General features: G+C 69.2%; 18 protein-coding genes. 15 read left to right on the forward strand and 3 right to left on the reverse strand.

Translation table 11 applies throughout. The annotated features are described in order from the left end of the window. Positions 1–103: 103 nt before the first annotated feature. Entirely contained in the window at positions 104–1,576 is a 1,473-nt protein-coding gene (locus JVH1_RS28035; RefSeq protein WP_009474551.1) for a PucR family transcriptional regulator, read from the forward strand. Positions 1,577–1,645: 69 nt separating this feature from the next. Here the strand turns inward: JVH1_RS28035 and JVH1_RS28040 are convergent, their stop codons facing one another. The 3 genes from JVH1_RS28040 to JVH1_RS28050 form a co-directional block, all read right to left on the reverse strand. Continuing rightward, entirely contained in the window at positions 1,646–3,082 is a 1,437-nt protein-coding gene (locus JVH1_RS28040; protein ID WP_009474550.1) for an amino acid permease, read from the reverse strand. Between the two features lie 514 nt (positions 3,083–3,596). Next, positions 3,597–4,178, reverse strand: coding sequence for a hypothetical protein (locus tag JVH1_RS28045; RefSeq protein ID WP_083849727.1), 582 nt, complete (start codon positions 4,176–4,178; stop codon positions 3,597–3,599). Beyond that, positions 4,103–4,795 carry an SDR family NAD(P)-dependent oxidoreductase gene (locus tag JVH1_RS28050; RefSeq protein WP_009474546.1) on the reverse strand — a complete coding sequence of 231 codons (693 nt, stop codon included), beginning with the start codon at positions 4,793–4,795 and terminating at the stop codon, positions 4,103–4,105. Before JVH1_RS28050 ends, JVH1_RS28045 begins: the two co-directional genes overlap by 76 nt. Positions 4,796–4,930: 135 nt before the next feature. On the opposite strand from JVH1_RS28050, the gene JVH1_RS28055 reads away from it, so the two are divergent. The 14 genes from JVH1_RS28055 (at position 4,931) to JVH1_RS28120 (ending at position 22,065) form a co-directional block, all read left to right on the forward strand. Continuing rightward, complete coding sequence (locus JVH1_RS28055) at positions 4,931–5,824, forward strand: LysR family transcriptional regulator (protein ID WP_005252314.1); 894 nt, start codon at positions 4,931–4,933, stop codon at positions 5,822–5,824. Between the two features lie 152 nt (positions 5,825–5,976). Further along, entirely contained in the window at positions 5,977–7,341 is a 1,365-nt protein-coding gene (locus JVH1_RS28060; RefSeq protein WP_009474545.1) for an MFS transporter, read from the forward strand. 31 nt (positions 7,342–7,372) lie between these two features. Continuing rightward, positions 7,373–8,275, forward strand: a complete 903-nt coding sequence (locus JVH1_RS28065; protein ID WP_009474544.1) for a shikimate dehydrogenase — start codon at positions 7,373–7,375, stop codon at positions 8,273–8,275. Continuing rightward, entirely contained in the window at positions 8,272–10,221 is a 1,950-nt protein-coding gene (locus JVH1_RS28070) for an FAD-dependent oxidoreductase (RefSeq protein WP_009474543.1), read from the forward strand. Before JVH1_RS28065 ends, JVH1_RS28070 begins: the two co-directional genes overlap by 4 nt. Further along, a complete protein-coding gene (locus JVH1_RS28075) occupies positions 10,218–11,015 on the forward strand; it encodes an aldo/keto reductase (RefSeq protein WP_009474542.1) in 798 nt (265 codons plus the stop codon). Before JVH1_RS28070 ends, JVH1_RS28075 begins: the two co-directional genes overlap by 4 nt. Next, positions 11,015–12,112, forward strand: coding sequence for a Gfo/Idh/MocA family protein (locus JVH1_RS28080; RefSeq protein WP_009474541.1), 1,098 nt, complete (start codon positions 11,015–11,017; stop codon positions 12,110–12,112). The genes JVH1_RS28075 and JVH1_RS28080 overlap by 1 nt, the downstream gene beginning before the upstream one ends. Next, entirely contained in the window at positions 12,109–13,833 is a 1,725-nt protein-coding gene (locus tag JVH1_RS28085; RefSeq protein WP_009474540.1) for an FAD-dependent oxidoreductase, read from the forward strand. Before JVH1_RS28080 ends, JVH1_RS28085 begins: the two co-directional genes overlap by 4 nt. Next, a complete protein-coding gene (locus tag JVH1_RS28090; protein ID WP_009474539.1) occupies positions 13,830–14,657 on the forward strand; it encodes a sugar phosphate isomerase/epimerase in 828 nt (275 codons plus the stop codon). The genes JVH1_RS28085 and JVH1_RS28090 overlap by 4 nt, the downstream gene beginning before the upstream one ends. A 23-nt stretch (positions 14,658–14,680) precedes the next feature. Beyond that, positions 14,681–15,592: a LysR substrate-binding domain-containing protein gene (locus JVH1_RS28095; RefSeq protein WP_009474538.1), complete on the forward strand. Its 912-nt coding sequence runs from the start codon at positions 14,681–14,683 to the stop codon at positions 15,590–15,592. A gap of 136 nt (positions 15,593–15,728) precedes the next feature. Continuing rightward, positions 15,729–17,042 carry an MFS transporter gene (locus JVH1_RS28100; protein WP_043778652.1) on the forward strand — a complete coding sequence of 438 codons (1,314 nt, stop codon included), beginning with the start codon at positions 15,729–15,731 and terminating at the stop codon, positions 17,040–17,042. A 1-nt stretch (position 17,043) separates the two neighbouring features. Next, positions 17,044–18,990, forward strand: a complete 1,947-nt coding sequence (locus tag JVH1_RS28105; protein ID WP_009474536.1) for an FAD-dependent monooxygenase — start codon at positions 17,044–17,046, stop codon at positions 18,988–18,990. 9 nt (positions 18,991–18,999) lie between these two features. Next, positions 19,000–20,733: a dihydroxyacetone kinase subunit DhaL gene (gene dhaL / locus JVH1_RS28110; RefSeq protein WP_009474535.1), complete on the forward strand. Its 1,734-nt coding sequence runs from the start codon at positions 19,000–19,002 to the stop codon at positions 20,731–20,733. A gap of 126 nt (positions 20,734–20,859) precedes the next feature. Next, the gene (locus tag JVH1_RS28115) at positions 20,860–21,657 is read left to right on the forward strand and encodes a hypothetical protein (RefSeq protein WP_009474534.1); all 798 of its coding nucleotides are present in this window, start codon (positions 20,860–20,862) and stop codon (positions 21,655–21,657) included. Positions 21,658–21,777: 120 nt separating this feature from the next. Continuing rightward, positions 21,778–22,065 carry a hypothetical protein gene (locus JVH1_RS28120; RefSeq protein WP_009474533.1) on the forward strand — a complete coding sequence of 96 codons (288 nt, stop codon included), beginning with the start codon at positions 21,778–21,780 and terminating at the stop codon, positions 22,063–22,065. The last annotated feature ends 1,940 nt before the right edge of the window (positions 22,066–24,005 follow it).

A 24,005-nucleotide genomic window follows, 5' to 3' on the forward strand; every position in this document is an offset into this window, starting at 1 on the left:
TGCGTCGATATCCAGTGTCGTGTCAGCGTGTGAGCCCCGACATACTCCGGATTCACAGACATATAACTGGCGGCTGTACTTTTGTATGAGGAGGTGAAGACCGATGATCTCCGTCGATCAACTGGCCGCGATCCCATCGCTCGGCCTGCAATATCTCGCCGGCGAGAGCGGCGGCGCGCGGCTGGTGACCTGGGCGCATGCCTGTGACCTGCCCGATCCGTGGTTGTGGTTCGAACACGGTGACCTCGTCATGACCACCGGCGGCGGGCTGCCCCGCGGCGACACGGAGCAGTCCGAGTGGATGGCGCACCTGATCGACAGCCACGTCAGCGCCCTGGTGATCGCCCGCGGCCCCGGCACCCCGGATGTCACGCCGGCACTGCTCGAAGTCGCCGAAAGCCGCGGATTCCCCGTGCTCTCGGCAAGTTTCGACCTGCAATTCGTCGCGCTCGCGCGCACCGTCATCGAAAGTGCCGTCGAATCCGAACGACAGCGCCTGTCCACCATCACCCGCCTGTACGACGTGTACTGGCAGGCCTTGCACGCACGCGGCACCTTCGGGGACCGGATCTCCGCGCTCGAAGGGACCACCGGATGGGCTCTCGAGGTCCGCGATCACGGTGCCGGCGGCGAGGTCATTGTCAGCGGACGCCTGGCGCTTCACCAGCGGAGCAGCCACGCGGATCCCGTGGCCGACCGTGTCGAAATTCCGATCCCGGGGGCAGGAGAAGTCGTGCTGTCGGCCAGTCCCGGCCGGGTCCCCGTCAACGACCGCCCGCTCCTGCAGCACCTCGGGGGCCTGATTGCCCTCGAACTCGAACATGATGCCGCTCAACGCGACCGACTTCGTGCGTCCGGGGCGGACTTGCTCGTCGGCCTTCTCGACGAAACCATCACCTTCGCCGCCGTGTGGCCCGAACTGCGCCACCGCGGCATGACCAATGGGGTGGTCGTCGCATGCTGGAGCACCCCGAACGCCGACCCACTTCATCACGAGACCATCCACCGGCAGGTCTGTCTGCAGCAGTACGCCCCGCTGCTGCTGCCGCGCGCGGCGCTACTCATCGCGGTGGTGCCCCGCGATCTCGACCTGCTGGCAACGATCAACACCAAGCTCGCTCCGGACTGCGCGGTCGGGGTCAGCAGCACTCTGACCGCCAATTCGAGTGTCGCCGAGGCGGCCCGGCAGGCCCAGCTCGCCGTGGCTCGCGCCCATGAGCAGGACCAGACGGTCAATGTCTACGGCGAAGACATCGACGACGTCGGTTTTCTGCCCCGCAGTATGGAAGACACCCGCAGGTTGGCCCGCACGACACTCGGTCCGCTCATCGCCCATGACAAGAGCAACGAGGGTGAGCTGGTGACCTCGGTGCGCGTGTTCCTCCGGAACGACGGCGCGTGGCAGAAGAGCGCCGACGAGTTGAAGATCCACCGGCAGACCCTCGTCTACCGGCTGCGCCGCGTCGAGCAACTCACCGGCTTGAAGCCGACCTCCACCGAAGGCTCGGCGATGTTCTGGCTCGCCCTGTCCGGTGCCGAGCGCGCGAAACTCGATCTCGACGAGTTGATCGACTGAGCGGAACACAGGTGGGCTGGTCCGTCACGGACCAGCCCACCTGGTGTTCATCAGGTGCTACCTCGAAGTTCAGGAGTTGATGCTCTCCGTGGCCACCCCGGACGCGTCAGGTCCGCTGTCGTCGGCGGCCGGGGCCACCTGTGTGGAGGCGCGGGCCTTCTTCTTGACGAAGTAGACGATCGTCAACACCACCCACACCGCGATTCCCTGCATCAGTTCGATCCGATTGGCTTCCCGGAAACCCATGCTGACCAGTACCGCGACGATGGCCACCGTCACCAGGATCGGAAGGCCCGGGTAGAGCCACATCCGGAACTCGAGGGAGCCGGGGTTCTCCTTCTCCCACCGTCGACGCAGGCGCAGCTCGGAGATGCAGATCATGAAGTACACGAACAGGAATACCGCACCGGAGGCGTTGATCAGGAACAGGAACACCGTGTCCGGGAAGAGCGCCGCAAGGACCACGCATCCGTAGCCGATGACGGTGCAGGACAGGATGCCCTTGACCGGAACGCCACGCTTGTTGGTCGAGGTCATCCAGGCAGGTGCGTCGCCGCGTCCGCCCATGACGAACAGTAGCCGGGAGGAGGTGTAGAGGCCGGAGTTGAGGACCGACAGCACCGCCACCAGGATCACGAGGTTGAGCAGGTCCGCGGTGCCGGGGATTCCGATCCGGTCCAGGGCGGCGACGAACGGGGACTCACCCGGTACTACCGAATCCCAGGGCACGATCACGGCGATCAGGAACGTGGAGATGACGAAGAACGCGAGGATGCGGAAGACGACGGAGTTGACGGCCTTGCGGATCGCTTTGGCCGGTTCCGCCGACTCGGCGGCGGCGATGGTGACGACCTCGACACCGGTCATGGAGAAGATCACCACGACCACTCCGATGAACAGGGTGGCCAGCCCGTTCGGGAGGAGCCCGCCGTGGGCGGCGAGGTTGGAGAAGTCGATGCTCGCGCCGGGCCAGAGCCCGAAGACGAACAGCGCGGCGACCGCAATGAAAGCGACGATGGCGACCACCTTGATGCTGGCGAACCAGTATTCGGCTTCACCGAACGCGCCCACCGAGAGCAGGTTGACCGCGGTCATGATGACCATGAGGGCAGCCGCGATAGCCCACACCGGCAGCGATGGAATCCATTTGTTGATCATCTGACCGCCGACGACGGCCTCGAATCCGACGACGATGACCCAGAAGTACCAATACAGCCACCCGGTTGAAAAGCCTGCCCACTCACCCCACGCCATTCGGGCGTAGTCGGTAAAGGAACCGGAACATGGTTTGGCTGCGGCCATTTCGCCGAGCATCCGCATCACCAGCAGCACGATCAGCCCCGTGATGCCGTAGGTGACAAAGGCGAGCGGGCCAGCCTGGTTGATGATCGCACTCGACCCGACGAACAGGCCGGCGCCGATGACCCCGCCGAGCGAGAGCATTGTCAGGTGCCGCTGTTTGAGGCCGGGTTTGAGCTGATGGGCCCCGTTCGGAGTCGTACCCATGGCATTCCCTTCATCAGGTGCCCGCGCCTGTCGACTTCGCGGGGCGGGCGGGATCGAGCTTGTGATGGGAGTCACCCTGCTTGCCCGCGGCCGTCCCCGCCATGCGCCAACGGAACAACGCAGAGGTGGGACCTTCATACATTTTGATGAACCGCTGTCGGGTTTCGGCCCTGACCTGGTCATCTGGCGCGAGCGCCGCTTCGATGGCTAGCCCGCGAGGTCGTTAACGTTGTGTTTCCTACTGCTTCCGCGTGCGCCGAGCTGAAGCTATCCGGTCTTGTGATCCCATTGATCCAGAAGATCCCATATCGGGTCGTCGTCGGAGATCGACTTGACCCCGAACCGCGCGACGGCGGGACCACGGTCACAGTCACAGCGGCGGCACTGAAGCACACGATCTGTGGCCCCTGCGCGCTGTCGGCATCCGCCCGGGCCGGCCTCCGATGATCCTCGGTGGCGACGCCTATCGACTAACAGGTGGTCAGGGCGATTGTTTTCGACCGGCCCGCCTTTATCACCGAACAACCGTGCACGGGCCCAGTCGTCCTCGTCGGTCGCTCAGGGCCGTCTGTAGTTCCAGGTCCGGGGTCTTGCCGAGTTCGGCGCCCCATTGATCGGACGGGTTGATGTTGCAGAGAACGTCTTCGGCGAACGTCCGTCGGCGGAGAGACCATGTGCGGCTAGCTCGTCGGCGGTGCGGCCGAACGCAAGGGCGCGCCGCTGCGTGAGAAGGTTGCTGACGAGGATGTCGTGCATATTCCTCGTCGATCGCGCGAAGGTCCTCGGTGGGTTCTGCGAAATCGAGATTTTCGTTTACCAGCCGGGTGCCCTGATAAAGCAACTGGTAAAACGCATGCAGCCCGTTGGTGCCGGGTTCGCCCCACCACATAGAGCTGGTAGCGGTAGGAACCGGAGCCCCGTTCAGCTGCACCGTTTTATGCCATCTCCGACAGACCGATCGCGGACCCCGACGAAGCGCGTCCACCGACCCAGTCCCCAGACTCGAATATGTTGACCGAGCTAGTACGACGCCCGGCCACCGCTGGCGTCGTAGACGGCGCCGGTCGAGAAGCTGAGCGCTTCCGAGCACAGCCATGCGACGAGTTCGGCGATCTCCTCGGGCCGTCCCATCCGGGCCATCGGGGTCAGGCTCTGCGACCGCGCGAGGATCGCCGGGTCGGTGCCGGCATTCATCGGGCTCTCCACCGCGGCGGGTGCCACCACGTTGGCCAGGACACCGGTCTTCGCGACCTCCTTGCCGAGCGATTTCGTCAGCGCGATCACGGCGGCCTTCGACGCCGAGTAGGCGCTCTGGTTGGGATTCCCGTCCTTCGCCGCGATGCTCGCCAGATTCACCACCCGCCCCCAGCCGGCGCCGGTCATGGCCGGCACGAACGCGCGGCAGAGGAGGAATGTCCCGTCGACGTTGATCCGGAACGTGCGGCGCCAGTCGTCGAGGTCGACGTTCACCAGTGGAACCGACGGTCCCACGACGCCGGCGCTGTTGACGAGGATGTCGACGCGGCCGAGCCGGGCGGCGAGTTTCTCGACGGCGTCGGCATCGGTGACGTCGAGGTGCTCGTCGGCCCCCGTGGCGACGTCGGCGGTGACGACGCGGACCCCGGCGCCGGTGAGGCGCTTCGCGCACGCCGCGCCGATTCCGCTCGCGCCGCCGGTGACGAGCGCGGTGGCGCCCTCGGGATACGTGGCCATGGTGGTTTCTCCTCGTGACTGTGTGCGCAGTAGTCTTGTTCTATGTGTGAAATCGGTATGATCGGTTTCACACTGTGTATGAATATGGAATATATGGGCTGAGCCACACTCGTCAAACTCGCCGAAGGGAATCCGATGGAGATTCGCTGGCTGCAAGCGTTCGTCGCCGTCGCCGAGGAACTGCACTTCGGCAGGGCCGCCGCGCGACTCCAGATGGCCCAGTCGCCGCTGAGTCAGACCGTGCGCAAACTCGAGAAGGACATCGGCGTGCCGCTGTTCGAGCGGAGCACTCGCAGCGTCGCCCTGACGTCGGCCGGCCACACGTTCCTGCCGCACGCCTACCGGATTCTCGAGAGCGTCGACATCGCGCGGCAGGCCACCCGCGCGTCCGCCGGGGGCGTGTACGGCCGCATCAAGATCGGCTTCACGGGCGTGCTCAATCACCTGTCCCTGCCCCCGCTCACCCGCGCGCTCCGGCAGCGCTACCCCGACATCGAACTCACCCTTGTCGGGCGCATCATGACCCGTGACGCCATCACTCAATTGGACAGTGGTGCACTCGATCTCGCGTTCGTCGGCCTTCCCGTCGAGACGGCCTCGGTGTCCACCCGGTTGATCCGCCGTGAGCCGTTCGGGGCCGTGCTCCCGGCGGACCACCCGCTCGCGTCCGAGCCGGAGATCGACCTGCGCGACCTGGCCGAAGACGGCTTCGTCACGACACCGCTGTCGGCCGGCTCGGCATTGCAGGAGGTCGCGATGCGGGCCTGCGTCGATGCGGGATTCCGTCCCCGCGTGGTGCAGGAGATCACCGATCCGTACATGATCCTGATGCTGGTGGCGACGGGTGTCGGCGTGGCGCTCATGACGTCGGGCATTGCCGCGCTCACGCCCCCGGGCACGGTGTTCGTGCCGCTCACCGGCGAGCCGATCTACATGAATCACGGACTCGCCTGGTCACCGCGTCGGGTCTCCGACGCGCTCCGGGTGGCCCTCGCGGTATCGGAGGACATTCTCCCGACGCCCGATTAGGACATTTTCGGTCTATATCTAAGACTTTTTTTGCGCTGGACTGCGCATAGTTCGCCATGACACGCTCGTCACGGTCCGGAACTTCGTGTGAGGTGGATCACCTCCGAAGGAAGCCTCGCGGCGCACCGGATCCTTGGGACGAAAGGAACACCATGGCAAGCACTTCCACTCGCGACACCGGGGGACAACCGAACGGGAACGCCCGCCGGGCCGCCGTCTCGGGATTCCTCGGCAGCACGCTGGAGTACTACGACTTCTTCATCTACGGATCCGCGGCAGCGCTGGTCTTCCCGCGAATCTTCTTCCCGGGCGGAGGAGCCACGGCGACCCTGCTGTCGATCGGCACGCTCGGCGTGGCGTACATCGCGCGTCCACTCGGCGCAGTGTTGTGGGGACATCTCGGGGATCGATACGGGCGCAAGAATTCGCTCCTGGCCTGCCTCCTGCTCATGGGTGTCGCGACCGTGGTCGTCGGCTGCCTGCCCACGTACGACCAGATCGGCATCGCCGCGCCCATCATCCTGGTGCTCCTGCGACTGCTGCAGGGCCTGTCGGCCGGCGGCGAATCGCCAGGATCCTCCGCGTTGACTCTCGAGCACGCACCGGACAACCGTCGATCGTTCTACACCTCGTTCACCATGAGCGGCATCATGTTCGGCATCGTCATCTCGAGTCTGGTGTTCATTCCCGTGGCCGCCCTGCCGGACGACGCGCTCTATTCGTGGGGCTGGCGGGTGCCCTTCCTACTCAGCATCGTCGTGACGGGGGTTGCGGTCTGGCTGCGTCGCAAGCTCGACGAGCCCGAGGTCTTCGAAGAACTGAAGGAACACGACGACACCGCCGGCATCCCCGTCGTCGAGGTGTTTCGCTCGCACTGGCGCACCGTGATCCGCATCAGCCTCAGCGCGACGTTCGCGATGATCAACACCATCGTCAACGTCTTCGCGCTGGCGTATGCGGTGCAGGTCGCCGGGCTCGAACGCTCCACGATGCTGTGGGCCATCGCCGTCGCCAACTTCGTCGCGGTCCTCACCCAGCCGCTGTTCGGAATGCTCGCCGACCGGATCGGCCGCAAACCGGTGTTCGTCACGGGCGCCGTCGGTGCCGCGGGCATGGTGTTCGTGTTCTTCCACGCGATCGGAACCGGCAGCGCGCCGATGGTGTTCGCGGCAGGCATCGTCCTGATCGGCCTGTTCTATGCGATGCCCAACGGCGTGTACCCGGCGTACTTCCCCGAGCAGTTCCCCGCCAAGGTCCGGTACACCGGAATGGCCGTGAGCCTGATGCTCGGACTTCTGGTGGCCGGCTTCACCCCGGCCATCGCGCAGTGGCTGTCGGCGGGAGACACCGCGAACTGGACCCCTGTCGCCTGGATGTGCCTGGGCTTCGCGCTGCTGTCGTCGGTCGCCGCACTCACCGGGCCCGAGACGTACCGCACCCCCACCGAGCAGCTCGGCGAACCCGGCACGACGACACCCGGCACCCGGCACCAGACGCTCGTCCGCAACGACGCCTGACCGGCCCGGACCTTCACTGCAGGAGATTGTCATGCACCCCGTATCCACCCGGCACCGGATCCGCCTCGTCGGGGCAGCGATCGCCACGTCCCTGTCGCCGGCGCTGCACGAACACGAGGCCGCCGCCCTCGGCCTGACCGACTACCGCTACGACCTGCTCGACGTCGCGGCGGAGGGCATCCCCGTCGACGACTCCGGCGACACGCTGCGGCAGGCCGTCGCAGCCGGTTGCACCGGACTGAACATCACCCACCCGTGCAAGCAGGTGGTCGTCGACTCACTCGACGAATTGTCGGACAACGCACGACTTCTCGGTGCCGTCAACACCGTCGTCGTCCGCGACGGGCGGTTGATCGGTCACAACACCGACCACAGCGGATTCCTCGCGGCGCTGCGCCGGGGACTGCCCGATGCCACGCTCGGCCGCGTCGTCCTCGCCGGTGCGGGCGGTGCCGGTTCGGCCGTCGCCTACGCGCTCGCCGCCGCCGGGGTGACGGACCTGCGGGTCGCCGACCTCGACCCGGCCCGTGCCGCGGACGTCTGCGCGCGCCTCGCGGCGGCCTTCCCGCAGACGCGGGTCACGGCCATTCCCCTCGACGCGATCGAAGCGAACCTGGAGCACTGCGACGGCGTCGTCAACGCCTCTCCGATCGGCATGGTCGGACATCCGGGTACGCCGTTCGACACCGACGCGCTCCATCTCGGACTGTGGGTCGCCGACATCGTCTACCGCCCGCTGCGGACCGAACTCGTCACGGCAGCAACCGCTCTCGGCTGCGACGTGCTCGACGGCGGTCAGATGCTCGTCGCTCAGGCGGCCGACACGTTCGCCCTCCTCACCGGTGTCGTCCCCGACCCCGACCGCATGCGACGTCACCTGGGCGAACTGCTCGCCGATCAGTGCGCCCCGACCGTTCTCGAGGAGTCCCGATGACCGCGCGTCCGTTCGCCGCACCACTCGACCTGGGTAACGTGCGACTGCGCAACCGCTTCGTGTCGGCGCCGATGGAGCGCAACTACTGCGAGGTCGACGGCACTATGACCGACGACTACGTCGCGTACCTCGAGCGCCGTGCGGCGGGCGGTGCCGCTCTCGTCTTCACCGAGGCCAGCTACGTGCGGGCCGACGGCAAGGGCCGTATCCGGCAGATGGGCGTGGACGTCGACGAACGCATCCCGGGCATCGCGAAGATGGCCGCGGCGATCCACGCGCAGGGTGCGCTCGCCGGCGTCGAACTCAATCACGGCGGCCGCACCGCGCAGGGTTCCGTCAGCGGATTCGTCCCCGTCGCACCGTCACCGATCCCGTGCGCGGTGGTCGGCGGCGAAATGCCCGAGCAACTCGACGGCGATGATATCGAGCACATCATCGAATGCTTCGGTGAGGCCGCCGCGCGCTGTCAGCGGGCCAGGGTCGACGTGATCTCGCTGCACAGCGGTCACGGCTACCTCATCCACCAGTTCCTCTCGCCGGCGTACAACCACCGCGACGACGAGTGGGCCGACCCGGCGCTGTTCGTCAACAAGGTGATCGACGCCGTGCGCACGATGGCACCGGGTATCGCTCTCGGACTGCGGTTCTCGGCGTTCGAGGCCGTCGACGGCGGTCTCGACGCCGAGACGACCCGCGCCCGGATCGACGCGATCGACACCGACCGGCTCGACTTCCTCGACGTCTCCGCCGGCAACTACGAATCCGGGCAGTGGATCATCCAACCCGGCGAGTGGCCCCGCGGCCTCCTCGCCCCGTACTCCGAGCAGTACACGCGGGACTTCGACCTCCCCGTCGGAGTCGCAGGCCGGATCAGCTCACCCGAGGTCGCGGCGCAGATCATCGAATCGGGGCAGGCCGACTTCGTCAGCATGGCCCGCACCCTGCACGCCGACCCGGACTTCCCGAACCGCGCGCTGGACGGCGGCCGGTACCGGCCCTGCATCGCCTGCAACTACTGCATCGACAGCCTCGCCGCCGGACCCGTTCCGTGCTCGGTCAATCCGTGGGTGGGCCGCGAACTCGAGCAGCCGTCGATGCCGGCGGACGTGGCGGTGCGTGTCGCCGTCGTCGGCGGTGGCCCGTCGGGGATGGCGGCCGCCCGCGACCTCGCGCTCGCCGGGCACCGCGTCGACCTGTACGACGAACGCGACAGCCTCGGTGGCGATTTCGCGCTGGCCTCCCGACTGCACGAGTACCCCGAGTACGCGCGGATCGTCGACTGGTACCTCGCCGAGATCGCCGACCTCGACATCACCTGCCACACCGGTACGCGGGTCGACGCCGCCGCACTGGCGGAACTCGACTTCGACGCCGTCGTGCTCGCGACGGGCGGCCGCGGACCTGACGTCGACCTCCCGGGGGCACACACCCGGAGGGTCCGCGACGTCCGCGAGTTCCTGGAATCCGGAGACCCCGCACCCGAGGCGATCACGATCTTCGGCGCCGACCGGGAAGCGGCCGCGGTCGCCGACGACCTGCTCCAGCACGGCACGAAGGTGGTCATGATCGGCCCGCAGGAGACGATCGCCCACGACGTCGGCCGGCGCGGAAAGATCGTGCTGCTGCCGCGGCTCGCGGCGAGTGCGAACCTCACCACCCACCTGTCGTCGATCGTGACCCGGATCGAGGAAGACCGGGTGGTGATCTCGACCGCCGGAGAAGAGCGGGTGGTCGACGCCCCCGGCGAACTGCTGATCTCGCACGGTGTCGCGCCGCGCACCGACCTGCTCGCCGCAGTGCGGTCGTCGGCACCGCGACTCGGCGTCCACACGGTCGGCGACGCGAGTGGTGACGGCGGCTCGATCCACGCCGCTCTCGTCACCGCAGCCGACGTCGCCGTGAAGATCACCGCGGCCGCCGAAGCCCGCGAGGAGGTCAGCGCATGATGGACATTCCGCCCCTCGGTCTGGGGACCTGGCCACTGACCGGCCCGGACGCCACCCGGGCCGTGCTGTCCGGCATCGAGGCCGGCTACCGGCTCGTCGACACCGCCACGGTCTACGACAACGAGGACGCCGTGGGGGTTGCGCTCGCGGAGTGCGGACTGCCCCGCGAGGAGCTGTTCGTCACCACGAAACTGCGTGGGAGCGATCACGTGTCGGGTGACATCCGCGGCGCGGTCGAGCGCAGCCTGAAGAATCTGGGACTCGATCGGCTCGACCTGTTCCTCATCCACTGGCCGCTGCCACGCCACGACCGGTACGTGGCGGCGTTCGAGGCGATGCTCGCGTGCCGCGACGCCGGCCTCGTCCGCCACGTCGGCGTCTCCAACTTCCTGGAGAAGCACCTGCGTCGCGTCGTCGCCGAGACCGGAGAAGCGCCCGCGGTCAACCAGATCCAGATGGACCCGTCGCTCACCCGGCTACCCGTCCGGCGCGCGAACGACGAACTCGGCGTGTTCACGCAGTCGTGGAGCCCGCTGGGCCGCGGCGAGGTGCTCGACTCACCCGTCGTCACCGACATCGCCCGGCGACTCGACCGCACCCCCGCGCAGGTGGTTCTGGCCTGGCACTTCGCGCAGGGTGTCGTGCCGACCGCGAGATCCGCGAATCCCGCCCGCCAGGCCGAGAACCTGGCCGCCCTCGACGTGCGGCTCACCGCCGCGGACGTCGACGCCCTGAACCGTCTCGACCGCGGCGAATCCGCGGCCCGGGACGTCGAAACGGAGGAGCACTACTGATGGCACTACGTATCGGCATCGTCGGCTGCGGAAAGATCGCCGGCAACCACGCGCGGGCCCTGCAGCAGGTGCCCGGCGTCGACGTGGTCGGCTGCTGCGACCCCGACGTCGACCGCGCCCGCGAGTTCGCGGACGCACACGGTATCGCGCGGGCCGTCGGTTCGGTGGAGGAGTTGATCGCCCTCGGCCTCGATGCGTGCACCGTCTGCACCCCGCATCCGGTGCACGAGCAGGTGGTCGTCGCGGCGGCGGAGGCCGGGATCCACGTGCTGTGCGAGAAGCCGATCGCGGTCGACGTCGCGGCGGCCGACCGGATGATCGCGGCCGCCGACCGCGCCGGCATCACGTTCGGTGTGCTGTTCCAGCGCCGGTTCTGGCCGGCCGCGAGACGCATCAGGACGGCCGTCGACGACGGCCGGATCGGCGTTCCGGTGCTCGGTGAGGCGTCGGTGCTCCTGCACCGCCCGTCGTCCTACTACTCCGCCGACGAGTGGCGCGGACGGTGGGACACCGACGGCGGCGGAGTCCTGATGACGCAGGCCGTCCACCAGATCGACATGCTCCAATGGTTCATGGGTGAGGCCGTCTCGGTGAGCGGCGTCATCCGCACCCACACGCACGGCGACCACATCGAGACTGAGGACAGTGCGTCCGCCGTCGTCTCGTTCGCGTCGGGCGGCACGGCGACCGTCACCGCGACCACCGGCGCCAACCACAACCTCGGCAACCGGGTCACCGTGATCGGGCAGACCGGTGCGATTGCGAGCGTCCTCGAGTTCCCGGAGGGCCGGGAGGGTGTCAACGAGATCTGGACGGTCCCCGGCGAAGTGGAGTTCCGCACACCGTTCACGCCCGGCGTCCGTGCCAATCTCGACGTCACGGAAGTCAACGCCGGACTCGCGGACTTCCACACACTCCAGGTGCAGGACTTCGCGGACGCCGTCCTGACCGGTCGCGACCCCGCCGTCACCGGACGCGACGCGCGCGCCTCGCTGGCGATCATCGCGGCGATCTACGAGTCCTCGCGCACCGGCCGGGTGGTCGACCTCACGCCCGCACCGACTTTCGCAACAACGTCCGCTCAGGAGACGCTATGACCCCCGAACACACCACCGCCACCTATGACATCGTCGTCATCGGCTCCGGAGCGGGCGGTCTGTCCGCCGCCGTCGCCGCAGCCGACGGGGCCGCCTCCGTCCTCGTCGTCGAGAAGGCGGACACGTGCGGCGGCGCGACGGCATGGTCCGGCGGCTGGATGTGGGCTCCGCGGAACCTGTTCGCTCAGGCGGACGGCGTGAACGAGGACCGCTCGCTGCCGCGCACCTATCTCGAGCACCGACTCGGCGAGAACTTCGACGCCGCCAAGGTCGACGCCCTGCTCGACGGGGCACCCGAGATGGTGGAGTTCTTCGAGAAGAAGACGGCGCTGCAATTCGTTCCGGGTGCGAAGATCGCCGACATCCACGGCGACACACCGGGAGCGGGCACGGGGCACCGCTCCGTCGGGCCGAAGCCGGTGAGCCTGCGGAGACTCGGCCCCGACGTCGCGGCTCTGCTCCGGCGGCAGCTCTACGAGACGTCGTTCCTCGGCATGGGCATCATGGCCGGGCCGGACCTGCAGGCCTTCCTGCACTCGACGCGTTCGGCGAAAGCGTTCGTGCACTGCGCCCGCAGGGTGTCCACGCACCTGCTCGACCTCGCCACCACACGCCGCGGCCAGCAACTCGTCAACGGCACCGCACTCGTCGGGCGGCTGCTGCGGTCCGCGCTCGACGCCGGTGTCGAGATTCGCGTGAGCACGGCGGCCACCGCGCTGACCACGGACTCCGCGGGCACCGTTACCGGTGTCCGGCTGGAGGGCCCGGACGGGGCCTACACCGTGCAGGCGCGCCGCGGAGTCGTCCTCGCGACGGGTGGCTTCAGTCGCGACGTCGACCGGCGTCGCGAACTCTTCCCCCGCACACCCACGGGACGGGAACACCGGACCCTCACCCCGTCCACGACCACCGGCGACGGCATCACCCTCGGCGAATCGGTCGGCGGCCGACTGGACCGCTCGGTCGCGTCGCCGGTGGCGTACTGCCCGGTGTCGATCATCCGGTACCGCAACGGCAAGGAGGGCGTGTTCCCGCACATCCTCGACCGCGGAAAGCCCGGCGCCATCGGCGTTCTCGCCGACGGACGCCGCTTCGTCAACGAGGCCCTCGGCTACCACGACTACACCCTCGCGATGGTCGACCAGGTCCCCGACGGTGACGAGGTCTGCTCCTGGCTGATCGCCGACCAGCGGTACCTGCGGTATTTCCCGCTGGGCATGGCCAAGCCGCTGCCGATCCCCACGTGGCCGTACCTGAAGTCGGGGTATCTCACCCGCGGCCGCACCGTGCGGGAGCTGGCCGAGAAGATCGGCGTCGACCCCGACGGACTGGAGAAGACGGTCGCAGCGTTCAACGAGGGCGCCCGCGACGGCGTCGACCCCGAGTTCGGTCGTGGCACCACACCGTTCACCATCGGGTCGGGAGACCCGGACAATCCATGGCCCAACGCCTCCCTCGCACCGCTCGAGGAGGGCCCGTTCTACGCGGTCAAGGTGGTGCCCGGCAGCTTCGGCACGTTCGCCGGACTGGTCACCGACGCGGCGTCCCGGGTGCTGAACGACGACGACCAGCCGATCGACGGGCTGTTCGCCGTCGGGGTCGACCAGTCCAGCGTCATGGGCGGCCACTACCCGTCCGGCGGCATCAACCTCGGCCCGGCCATGACGTTCGGCTACCTCACCGGTCGCCGCCTCGCCTCGACGACAGGAGATCAGCGATGACCGCCCCACTCGGCCTCGCCGCACTCACCGTGCTCGACACCGCGCCGCTGCAACAGGTGGACCTCGCCGAGAAGCACGGCTTCGACACCATCGGGATCCGGCTGCTGCCGGCCGCGCCCGGCACCACCGCCTACCCGCTGCACGAGGACGACGCCGCCCTCGACGCGCTGATCCGTCGTCTCGACGATTCGCCGATCGAGGTGTTCGACCTCGAAATCATCCGGCTGGGAGCCGATTTCGATCCCAAGTCGTATGTTCCGCTGCTCGAGGCGGGCGCACGGCTCGGCGCGAAGGCCGTGCTCGTCGGCGGCGACGACCGCGACCGCGCCCGGCTCGCCGACTCCTACGCCCGGCTGGCGGAACTGTGCGCGCAGTACGGCATCGTCGCCAGCCTCGAATTCATGCCGTGGACGGCCGTGCCCGACGCGACCACCGCGGTCGAGATCGTGGCGCAGGCCGACGGGCCGGCCCGCAGCGTGTTGGTGGACGGGCTGCACGTGGGACGGTCGAGCACCACCCTCGACGACCTGGCAGCGATCCCGCGGGAATGGCTGCACTACGCCCAGATGTGTGACGGCTCGGTGCCCGCGCCGCCGGACGACGCCGAACTGATCCGTCAGGCCCGCGAGGAGCGCCTCGTTCCGGGGACGGGTGGCATCCCGCTCGCCGACATCTGGTCGACGTTGCCGGCGGGTCTCCCGGTGAGCATCGAACTCCCCAACGAGCCATTCCGGCGGGCCGTCGGCACGGACGCGTGGCTCGCGCGGCTGGTCGCCGCCACCCGGGAGGTGCTCGCGCAGGTTCCGGCGGCCACCGGACGCTGAAATGTCCGCGCTACCGTTCTTGCATGCCCCGCCCCGACAACGTCCCCGTGTACACGATGCGCCAGCTGGCGGCGTTCGTGGCGGTCGCGGAGACCGGAACGATCAGTGGTGCGGCGGAGCGGATGCACCTGTCGCAGTCGGCGCTGTCCGCGGCGGTGACCGACCTGGAGAAGGCACTGAAGGCGCAATTGTGTGTGCGCAGACGCGCCCGCGGTGTGCAGCTGACCCCGACGGGGGAGGCGGTGCTGTCGCGGGCGCGCGCCCTGTTGCAGCAGGCGGGGGAGCTGCAGTCCGACGCGTCCGGGGAGGGCGGTGTCGTCGCGGGGCCGATCGCCGTCGGCTGCTACCCCGCGCTCGGCCCGACGATCCTGCCGTCGATGTTGTACGCGTTCACCGCCGAGTACCCGCGGGTGTCCGTGGAGTTCCGGGAAGACACCCAGAACCGGTTGCGGACGCAGCTCGAGGGCGGCGAACTGGACGTCGCCATCGTCTACGACCTCGACCTGTCCCCGGAGTGGCAGACCGTGCCGCTCATGACCCGGGAGCCGATGGTGGTGCTCGGGGCGGAGCATCCGCTGGCGGGCGTCGACGGGCCGGTGCGGCTCGCGGATCTGGCCGAGCACCCGATGGTGCTGCTGGACGCGCCACCGAGCACCAACCATGCGATGGACGTCTGCCGGGAGGCCGGTTTCGCGCCCCGGGTGGCGTACCGCACCGCCAACTTCGAGACGGCGCGGGCCTTCGTCGGACGCGGTCTGGGGTGGACGCTGCTGCTGCAACGACCCCGGGTCGACGTCACGTACGAGGGTCTGCCCGTCGTCGTGAAACCGATCGCCGAACCGAAACCGGCGTCGGTGGCCGTGGTCGTGGCATGGCATCAGGAGGCGACGCTGAGCCGGGTCGCGCGAGCATTCATCCGGTTCGTCACGTCCTGACCTGCCTATTCGCGCCTTCCACGGTTTTTCCGCAATTCATGTGGGGATAGTCCCGCTTTTCAGACGTATGTGAGTCGGGTCATTGTTTTCCGGTAGCGCGATGAGTGTGCGCGCAGCAGAACCGGGAAGGCAGACGATGACGGCAATCACCGAGGCGACACCGCCGGTGTCTCACAAGGAAGCGCGCAGGGCAGTCCTGTCGAGCTTCGTCGGTACCGCGATCGAGTGGTACGACTTCTTCATCTACGGAACCGCCGCAGCCCTGGTGATCGGACCGCAGTTCTTCCCCGGCGCGTCGACGTTCGCCGGAACCCTCGCCGCATTCGCCACGTTCGCGGTCGGCTTCATCGCCCGCCCGATCGGCGGTGTCGTCATGGGCCACTTCGGTGACCGCATCGGACGCAAGTCGATGCTGGTGCTGTCGCTGACCATGATGGGCGCCGCGACCGTCGGCATCGGCCTGCTCCCGAACTTCGAGGCCATCGGGGTGGCCGCACCCATCCTGCTGGTGGCGTTGCGGTTCGTCCAGGGCATCGGCGTCGGCGGCGAATGGGGCGGCGCGGTACTCATGGCCACCGAGCACGCCCCCGAAGGCAAACGCGGACTGTACGGCGCGGCACCGCAGATGGGCGTCCCCGCCGGAGTGATCATGGCGAACGTCGTGTTCCTCGCCGTCACCCAGCTGCTGCCGGACGACGCGTTCCAGACGTGGAGCTGGCGGGTGCCGTTCCTGATGAGCGCCGTGCTCGTCGGCGTCGCGATGTGGATTCGGCTCGGAGTCTTCGAGTCCCCGGCCTTCGCGGAGGCCAAGGAGAGCGACACGATCGTGAAGATGCCGATCGTCGAGGTGCTGACGAAGAACTGGCGGACGGTGCTGCTCGCGGCCGGCACGTTCATCGCGACCAACGGCATCGCCTACGTGTTCATGGTGTACGTCCTGACGTACGGCACGAAGGAACTCGGATACAGCCGAGCCACGATGCTCACACTGCTGATCGTCGCGTGCCCGGTCTGGATGGCGGGCATGGCCCTGTCGGCCTCGAAGTCGGACGTGCTCGGCCGGCGCCGCGTGTACACGTGGAGTTCGATCGCACTCGTGATCGTGGCCGCGGTGTTCTTCCCGCTCATCGACACGGCGTCGATCCCCGTCATGCTGCTCGCGATGATCGTCATGGCGGCGGTGCTCGGTACCACCGCGGGGCCGCAGTCGGCACTGTTCGCGGAACTCTTCCCCGCCCACATCCGCTACAGCGGTGCGTCTCTCGGCTACCAGATCGGCGCCATCCTCGGCGGCGGGCTCGCACCGTTCATGGCGACGTGGCTGTTCGAAGCGTTCGGCAGTTCGACGGCCGTCACCGCCTACTTCGTGGTGATCGCCGTGGTCAGTCTCGTCTCGATCCTGCTGTTGCCGGAAACCAACACCAAGCGCCGGGAAGCGGAGGCCGCCTGACATGTCCACCTACTTTCAGCCACAGAAGTACCCGGTAACGGAGTTCGCGTCGACCGGTGCAACCGACGAGGCCCTGCCCGTCGTCGTCGTGGGCGCGGGCCCGGTCGGCATGGGCGTCGCACTCGGCCTCGCGCAGCGCGGGATCCCCGTCACCGTGCTCGAGGCCGCCGACCAGGTGTCGTTCGGCAGCCGCGCCATTTGTATCTCCCGGCACAGCCTCGAGGTGGCGGCCCGGCTCGGCTTCGGCCCGGAACTCGAGAAGATCGTGCTCCCCTGGGTGGGTGGGCGCAGCTTCTACCGCGACGAGCAGGTGCTGCACTTCGAGATGGCGCACGGCGAACACGACGTCCGCGGGCCCATGGTCAACGTGTCGCAGTCCGAGATCGAACAGATCATGACGGACACGCTGCTCGCGCACCCGCTGATCACGTTCCACTGGTCGTCGAGCGTCGCCGGGGTGCTGCGGTCGGACGAGGACGTGACGCTCGACGTCGACACCGCGTTCGGTGCGCGCCGACTCCGTGCGCGGTGGGTGGTGGCCGCCGACGGCGGCCGCAGCCGGATGCGCGAACTCGCGGGAATCCGGTTGCAGGGAAACAGCTATCAGGGCAACTACGTGATCGCCGACATCCACTGGGAATCCACGCTGCCCGCCGAACGGATGGTGTGGTTCGACCCGCCGAGCAACCCCGGCTCGACGATCATCATGCATCAGCAACCCCGCGACATCTGGCGCATCGACTACCAACTCGACAGTTCCGACGACGCCGAACTCGAGACGCAGGAAGACCGCATCCGCGACCGGATCACCCGGCACCTCGACTGGCTCGAGAACGACGTGCCGTGGACCCTGGAATGGCACGGCTTCTACCGCGCGCACGCGCTCGCGCTGGACGACTTCACGCACGGTCGCATCCTGTTCGCCGGGGACGCCGCCCACCTGGTGCCGATCTTCGGTGTCCGCGGGCTGAACTCCGGCATGGAGGACGCCGAGACCCTGGCCTGGACACTGGCCGCCGTCGTCCACGGGACCGCGGACGAGTCTCTCCTGCAGGCGTATTCGGCCGAACGTCGCGCCGCCTGGCAGCAGAACGTCGACAACGCGGGCAAGTCGACGCTCATCATGTCGCCCGGCAGCCACGGGTACCGCACCACCCGCGACGCGGTGCTGGCGCTGGCCACCACCCGTCCGGAGTTCGGTCACCTCATCAATCCGCGGCAGTCGAGTGCGACGCACGCGCACCTGTCGCCGCTCACGTGGCCGGTGCCCGAGGGGACGACCGGCGTGCTGTCCGGGGATCCGATGGAGGACCGGCGCGTCCGCGTCGTCACCGCCGAAGGGTCGGTGGAGTCTTCGCTGAACCGGGTCCGGGGAACGGGTTTCGCGCTCCTCGGTGTCGGAGTCGACGCGGCCGGTGCCCGGATGATCGCCGCACACGCGTCCGCGCTCGCGATGGCGCTGTCGCCAGAATCGGTGCGGGCGGTCGTCGTCCCGGCACCGGGGGCGGCGGTGGACGCGGCGGCCGACCTGACGGTCCTCGACGACCTCGACAGCGCGCTGCCGACCGCTCTCGGCGCGTCCGCGGGTGAGTGCTTCGTGATCCGCCCGGACGGACTCGTCCTGTGCCGGATCCGCGACCTGTCGCTGCTCGGCAACGTTCACGACCACCTGAAAACGGCAACCGCCCCCACGCTGGGCGTCGTCCCCGCGCACACGGAGACGACGGCGACACCGGACGACCTGCTGCGCGAGAACGTGTGGATGGGACTGTCCGAGGCGCTCGACCAGGCGGACGAATCGGACCGCGAGGGATTCCTGACCCGGCTCGCGCTGCTGCTCGGATCGCAATCGGGCCTGCGGGAGTTCGAGGAAGCGCTGGCCGCCGCCTCCCACGTGAGTGGCAAAGTGTGCTCCGGCACTCCGCGGCACTCACATGCGGACGCTTAGCCTGGGGGCATGGCGCACCCACAGTTCCTGAACTCGCCCAAGTCCTTCGTCGTCGACGCGCTCCGCGGGGCCGTCGCCACCACCGACGATCTCGAATGGCATCCGGAACCGGGTTATCTCACACGGCGGGAACCGTTGCCGTCCGGGCAGGTCGCGTTGCTGTCGGGCGGCGGGTCCGGGCACGAACCGCTGCACGCCGGGTTCGTCGGCCGGGGCATGCTCACCGGAGCCTGCCCCGGCCTGATCTTCAGTTCGCCCAACGCGCTGCAGGTGCGGGCCGCGACCCGGGCCGTGGATGCGGGCGGCGGAGTCGTGCACATCGTGAAGAACTACACCGGCGACGTCCTCAACTTCCGCATCGCCGGCGAACTGGCGGCGGAGGACGGCGTCAGGGTCGAGCACGTGCTCGTCGACGACGACGTCGCCTCCGAACGGGAGGACGGGCCCGGACGTCGCGGCACCGCGGCCACGATCGCGGTCGAGAAGATCTGCGGCGCTTCGGCCGAACGCGGCGACGACCTCGCCACCGTCGCGGAGTTCGGGCGACGCACCGCCCGGAATTCCCGCAGCATGGCGGTCGCCCTCAGCGCGTGCACCGTTCCGGGGGCGGACTCGCCGTCGTTCGACCTCCCGGAGGGGCAGATCGAACTCGGGATCGGCATCCACGGCGAACGTGGAACCGAACGGGTCGACGCGATGGGGGCGGCCGAACTGGTCCGCCGGCTCACCGACCCCGTGCTCGCCTCACTCGGCGTGGAGCGGGGCGAGCCGGTGATCGCGATCGTCAACGGGCTCGGAGCGGCCCATCCGCTGGAGCTGCAACTGCTGTTCGGTGAGCTCGCCGACCACCTCGCGGAGCGGGGTGTGGTGATCCGTCGCTCGCTGGTCGGCAGCTTCGTCACCGCCCTCGACATGGGCGGCGCGTCCATCACGCTGGTGCGCTGCGACGACCAGCTCCTCGACCTGTGGGACGCACCGACCGCCGCGCCGGGATGGCCGAACGCCCCGGCCGGGGAATTCCGCGGCATCGCAGACGAATCCGAGGTGCGGTTCCGGTCGAACGTCGCCTCCCGCGAGGACGAGGCGGAGGTGCCCGGCACCGCCGACGCGCTGGGCCGGGCGGCGGTGGGTGCGTGGATCGGCGCGTTCGTGGAGAAGGTGCTCGCCGAGGAACCGAACCTCACCGACCTCGATCGCCGCGCGGGCGACGGGGACTTCGGCACCAACATGGTGGCCGCCCTCGACCACGTCGACGTTCCCGGGATCCGCGACCGCTACTCTCCGGCGACGGTGTTCGAATCACTGTCCGACGCCTACCTCGGTCACGCGGGTGGCACGTCCGGCGCGCTGTTCGGTGTCTGGTTCCGGCAGTTCTACCGGGTGGCCGCCGACGCACCGCACGAACTGGACACGAAGGCGATCGCCGCCGCGGCACGAGCAGGCCTCGACACGATCCAGGAACTCGGCGGGGCGCAACCCGGAGACAAGACGATGATCGACGCCATCGCCCCCGCCGTCGCCGCCCTCGAATCGGCCGTCGCGGCCGGGAAGGGGCCGGCCGAGGGTCTGGCCGAGGCCGCGGACGCCGCCGCCCGCGGTGCCGAGGCCACCGCGGACATCACCGCGCGGCGCGGCCGGGCCAGTTACATCGGTGAGGCGGCGCGCGGCGTCGTGGACCCCGGTGCCCTGGTGCTGTCGTGGTTCTTCGCCGAGGCCGCGGAAGCGGCCCGCACGGTCGGGTAGTCACCGCGCGCGGGGCTCGGCACGTAAGGTGAGGAGAAGAACCCCCGAGTCGTGCTGTGCAAACCCGTCGCCACACCTCTCTCCACCTGCGTACGGGACGCAGAATCAGGGACGGACACGTAGACAGTGGAAGACACCGCCAGCCGGGGAATCCAGGCTTTCATCGCCGACGTCGTGGAACGGGGCGGCAAAGCCGTCCGGCTCACCCACTCGCGACGTAACCCCGTCCAGGTCTGGGGCGACGACGGCACGAGCTGCATCGTGCGGGTGCGCTCCAAGCTCAGCGGCGACTGGCAGGCCCGCAAACAGGACGAATCGCTCGACGACGACGACACCGGCTCGCAGTTCTGGGTGTTCGTGGATCTCGCGAGTTCGCCGGAGGAGTTCTTCGTCGTGCCCTCCTCCGAGGTCGCCGACGACATCCGCGCCGAGGTGGATCTGTGGATGATGGACACCCCCGGCCGCACGCGGACCGGACATCACGCGATCCCGCTGAGCCGGATCGCGCACGGTCGCGGGCGCTGGGACTTGCTCGGGTTGGCGGGGGAGAAAGACCCCAGCCGGTACAGCGACGCGCAACGCGCGACGACGGCGGCGACGTTGCACGCCGATGCCGTCGCGCGCGCTTCGGCCCGGAAGAAGCCGGCCAAGGCGGCGGCGGCGTTGGAGGAACTGATCGATACCCGACTCGAGGTCGTGGCCGACTTCGAGGGATATCGGTTGGTCGGACGGTTCGACCCCGACACCCAGACTCTGGAGATCATGCGTGGTCCGATGCAGGGCCGCCGGTTCCCCGACCCCACGACGGCGGCGACCGCTGTTGCCAGTCACATCAGCGGAGACATCGAGACCCACGACGGCTGGGAATTCTGGCGCACCGAACAGGGTGATCGAATTCCTATGGGGCAGAACAGTATCCGGTAGGCGCTGAGAGTTCCCTGAAAGTGTTCCGGCGCGCGGCGGTTGAGAATACCCTGAGGTGGGTACCGCAGACATGATCCGCCGTGCATCGGCGGTTGTGGCCACGGCCGATGGGAGCTCATCATGCGAATCGTCGACGGCACAGTGCACGCCGTGTCAGGTGCTGCGAACGCGACGACCAGTGCGGTCGGCGCGGTCGGAGGGGCCGCGATCGGTGGTGTGGTCGGCGGAGTGCGCGGAGCGGCGAGCGGGGTCCGGTCCGGCATGGAGAGCGGGAGTCATTCGACGCCTGCCGCCGCGCTGACCTTGGCCGCCGTCGGCGCGGCCGGACTGGTCGAGTGGCCGGTGCTCGTCACCGTGGGCGGGGCGGCGCTCGTGCTGCGGCAGTTCGGCGTGGGTTCCAGGCAGTAGCTGCCGTGGGACTCGGTCGATACGTCCGTGCCGCTGCATCCCTGCCGGTGCGCGGCGCCGGTGTCGGACTCGGGGTGGCGTCCTTCGGAGGCGCGGTCGCAGTCGATCTGATATCCACCACCGCGCGGACCGCGACACAGATCGCCACCGAGGTGCTCGGGGGAACCCCGGCCCGCCGCGCGAGTTCCGGACACGGTCGTGCCTGGATCGAGGTCCGCGGACTCGACGGGCCTCGCGGGGATGACGTGGCCGCGACCGTTCTCCGCGCCGTCCGAGAGACCGCCGGTGTGGCGGGAGCGGAACTCAACCGCGCGCTGTCCCGACTGGTGGTGACGGTCGACGAGGACGGACCGTCGGTGGCCACGCTGTGTGCCGTGGTCGCGGGCGCGGAGGATGTTGCGCGACCGATCGCCCGCGGTGCCGTCCGCGACCGGCCCCGAGAACTTCCCGGCGACGACGTCGCACTCGCCGAACGCGCCCTCGCACTCGCCGCCGTCACGACGGGCCTGGTCGCGGCCACCGGCGTTCGCCTGCTTCCAATGCCCACCCTGCCGGCGGCGGTGCCTGCCGCCGCAGTCACGTTCGTCAACTATCAACCGCGATTGCGCAGCGTGGTCGAGGACCGGCTCGGGCCGGACGCCGCCGAACTGCTGCTCGCCACCGCTCAGGCCGTCGGCGACGTGCTGCGGCGGGCACCTGCGTCACTCGCCGTGGACGTGGCACTGCGGTCGGCGATCGCGGCGGAGGCGTGGTCGGGCCGGCGGGTATGGCACCGCCGCGAACCCGAACTGGCCCGGGCCCCCGCGGACGACACGGATCGCCCCGCCCGCGCGCGCGGCGCATCCGGACCGGTGGAGCGGGACGTGGACCGGGCGGCGATCGCGCAGTGGGTGGGCGCGACCGCGGTGGGAGCGGCGACCCGAAGCGTCGCGGGCGCCGCGGACGCGGCCCTGGTCGCCGCGCCGAAGGCGGCGCGCACCGCGCGTGAGGCCTTCGCCGCGACACTCGGCCGTGGACTGGCCGATCGACATGCCGTGCTGGCCCTGCGTCCCGGCGCGCTGCGCTGCCTGGACCGGGTCGACGCGGTGGTCGTGGACCCGGCGGTGCTGCACACAGCGGAGCTCCGGGTGAGCGGCATCCGTGCGGTTCGGGACGCCGACCGGACGAGAGTGTGGGAGGCCGCTCGATCTGCCGTCGAGGCCGGCGCCCTCGGGGTGGGCTGGCACGCGCTGACCGACCTGCCGGACGACGTCGCCGCGGCAGCTGTGGACGAAGATGCCGCCGTACTCGTGACGCCTGCCCACCATCCGAGCGCGGCGGCCGTGCTCGCGCAGGCGCGCACGTCCGGCGCCCAGGTGGTGTCGGTGAACGTGGACACGCTCGGCGGACTCCGCTCGGCGTTCGACGATCTGCTCCCCTCGAGCGGATCACTGGACACGGACCTGCGCGACGCCGTCGCGCAGTTGCAGGCCAACGGCGCGACGGTGGCGGTGGTCGCAAGCCGGGCGCCGCACGCCCTGTCGTCCGCCGACGTCGGTATCGGTGTCCTCGCCGATGACGCCCCGCCGCCGTGGTGCGCGGACCTGCTGGTCGACGACCTCGTCGGGGTCTGGCGGGTGCTGCGGTCCCTGCCGGACGCGCGGACGGCGAGCCGGCGTGGCGTCGAGATCGCAACGGCGGCGTCGATGCTCGGTGCGCTCGTCATGCTGCCGGGAGTGCGTGGGCGCGGACCCGGACCCGTCACGGTCGGCGCGGCCGCAGGACTGTGGACGGGGCACTCCCTCGCGCGCAGTGTCCTGCGGGCCGAGGTTCCGCCCGCCGCCCCGGTTCACGCCTGGCACGAGATGCCGGCGACGGACGTGCGCCGGCTGCTGCCCGCGCGCGACGACGAGGAGGCCGCGGCGTCCCGGCGCCGGTCGGTGAATCTGGTGCTGACCCCG

The sequence above is a fragment of the Rhodococcus sp. JVH1 genome (genome assembly GCF_000280725.2).
Taxonomy (GTDB): domain Bacteria; phylum Actinomycetota; class Actinomycetes; order Mycobacteriales; family Mycobacteriaceae; genus Rhodococcus_F; species Rhodococcus_F jostii_A.

Bases quoted from the DNA above. Each gene is read 5' to 3' on its own strand.
- JVH1_RS28035 (WP_009474551.1), top strand. From the start codon at position 104: ATGATCTCCGTCGATCAACTGGCCGCGATCCCATCGCTCGGCCTGCAA.
- JVH1_RS28040 (WP_009474550.1), bottom strand. From the start codon at position 3,082: ATGGGTACGACTCCGAACGGGGCCCATCAGCTCAAACCCGGCCTCAAA.
- JVH1_RS28045 (WP_083849727.1), bottom strand. From the start codon at position 4,178: ATGGCTGTGCTCGGAAGCGCTCAGCTTCTCGACCGGCGCCGTCTACGA.
- JVH1_RS28050 (WP_009474546.1), bottom strand. From the start codon at position 4,795: ATGGCCACGTATCCCGAGGGCGCCACCGCGCTCGTCACCGGCGGCGCG.
- JVH1_RS28055 (WP_005252314.1), top strand. From the start codon at position 4,931: ATGGAGATTCGCTGGCTGCAAGCGTTCGTCGCCGTCGCCGAGGAACTG.
- JVH1_RS28060 (WP_009474545.1), top strand. From the start codon at position 5,977: ATGGCAAGCACTTCCACTCGCGACACCGGGGGACAACCGAACGGGAAC.
- JVH1_RS28065 (WP_009474544.1), top strand. From the start codon at position 7,373: ATGCACCCCGTATCCACCCGGCACCGGATCCGCCTCGTCGGGGCAGCG.
- JVH1_RS28070 (WP_009474543.1), top strand. From the start codon at position 8,272: ATGACCGCGCGTCCGTTCGCCGCACCACTCGACCTGGGTAACGTGCGA.
- JVH1_RS28075 (WP_009474542.1), top strand. From the start codon at position 10,218: ATGATGGACATTCCGCCCCTCGGTCTGGGGACCTGGCCACTGACCGGC.
- JVH1_RS28080 (WP_009474541.1), top strand. From the start codon at position 11,015: ATGGCACTACGTATCGGCATCGTCGGCTGCGGAAAGATCGCCGGCAAC.
- JVH1_RS28085 (WP_009474540.1), top strand. From the start codon at position 12,109: ATGACCCCCGAACACACCACCGCCACCTATGACATCGTCGTCATCGGC.
- JVH1_RS28090 (WP_009474539.1), top strand. From the start codon at position 13,830: ATGACCGCCCCACTCGGCCTCGCCGCACTCACCGTGCTCGACACCGCG.
- JVH1_RS28095 (WP_009474538.1), top strand. From the start codon at position 14,681: ATGCCCCGCCCCGACAACGTCCCCGTGTACACGATGCGCCAGCTGGCG.
- JVH1_RS28100 (WP_043778652.1), top strand. From the start codon at position 15,729: ATGACGGCAATCACCGAGGCGACACCGCCGGTGTCTCACAAGGAAGCG.
- JVH1_RS28105 (WP_009474536.1), top strand. From the start codon at position 17,044: ATGTCCACCTACTTTCAGCCACAGAAGTACCCGGTAACGGAGTTCGCG.
- dhaL (WP_009474535.1), top strand. From the start codon at position 19,000: ATGGCGCACCCACAGTTCCTGAACTCGCCCAAGTCCTTCGTCGTCGAC.
- JVH1_RS28120 (WP_009474533.1), top strand. From the start codon at position 21,778: ATGCGAATCGTCGACGGCACAGTGCACGCCGTGTCAGGTGCTGCGAAC.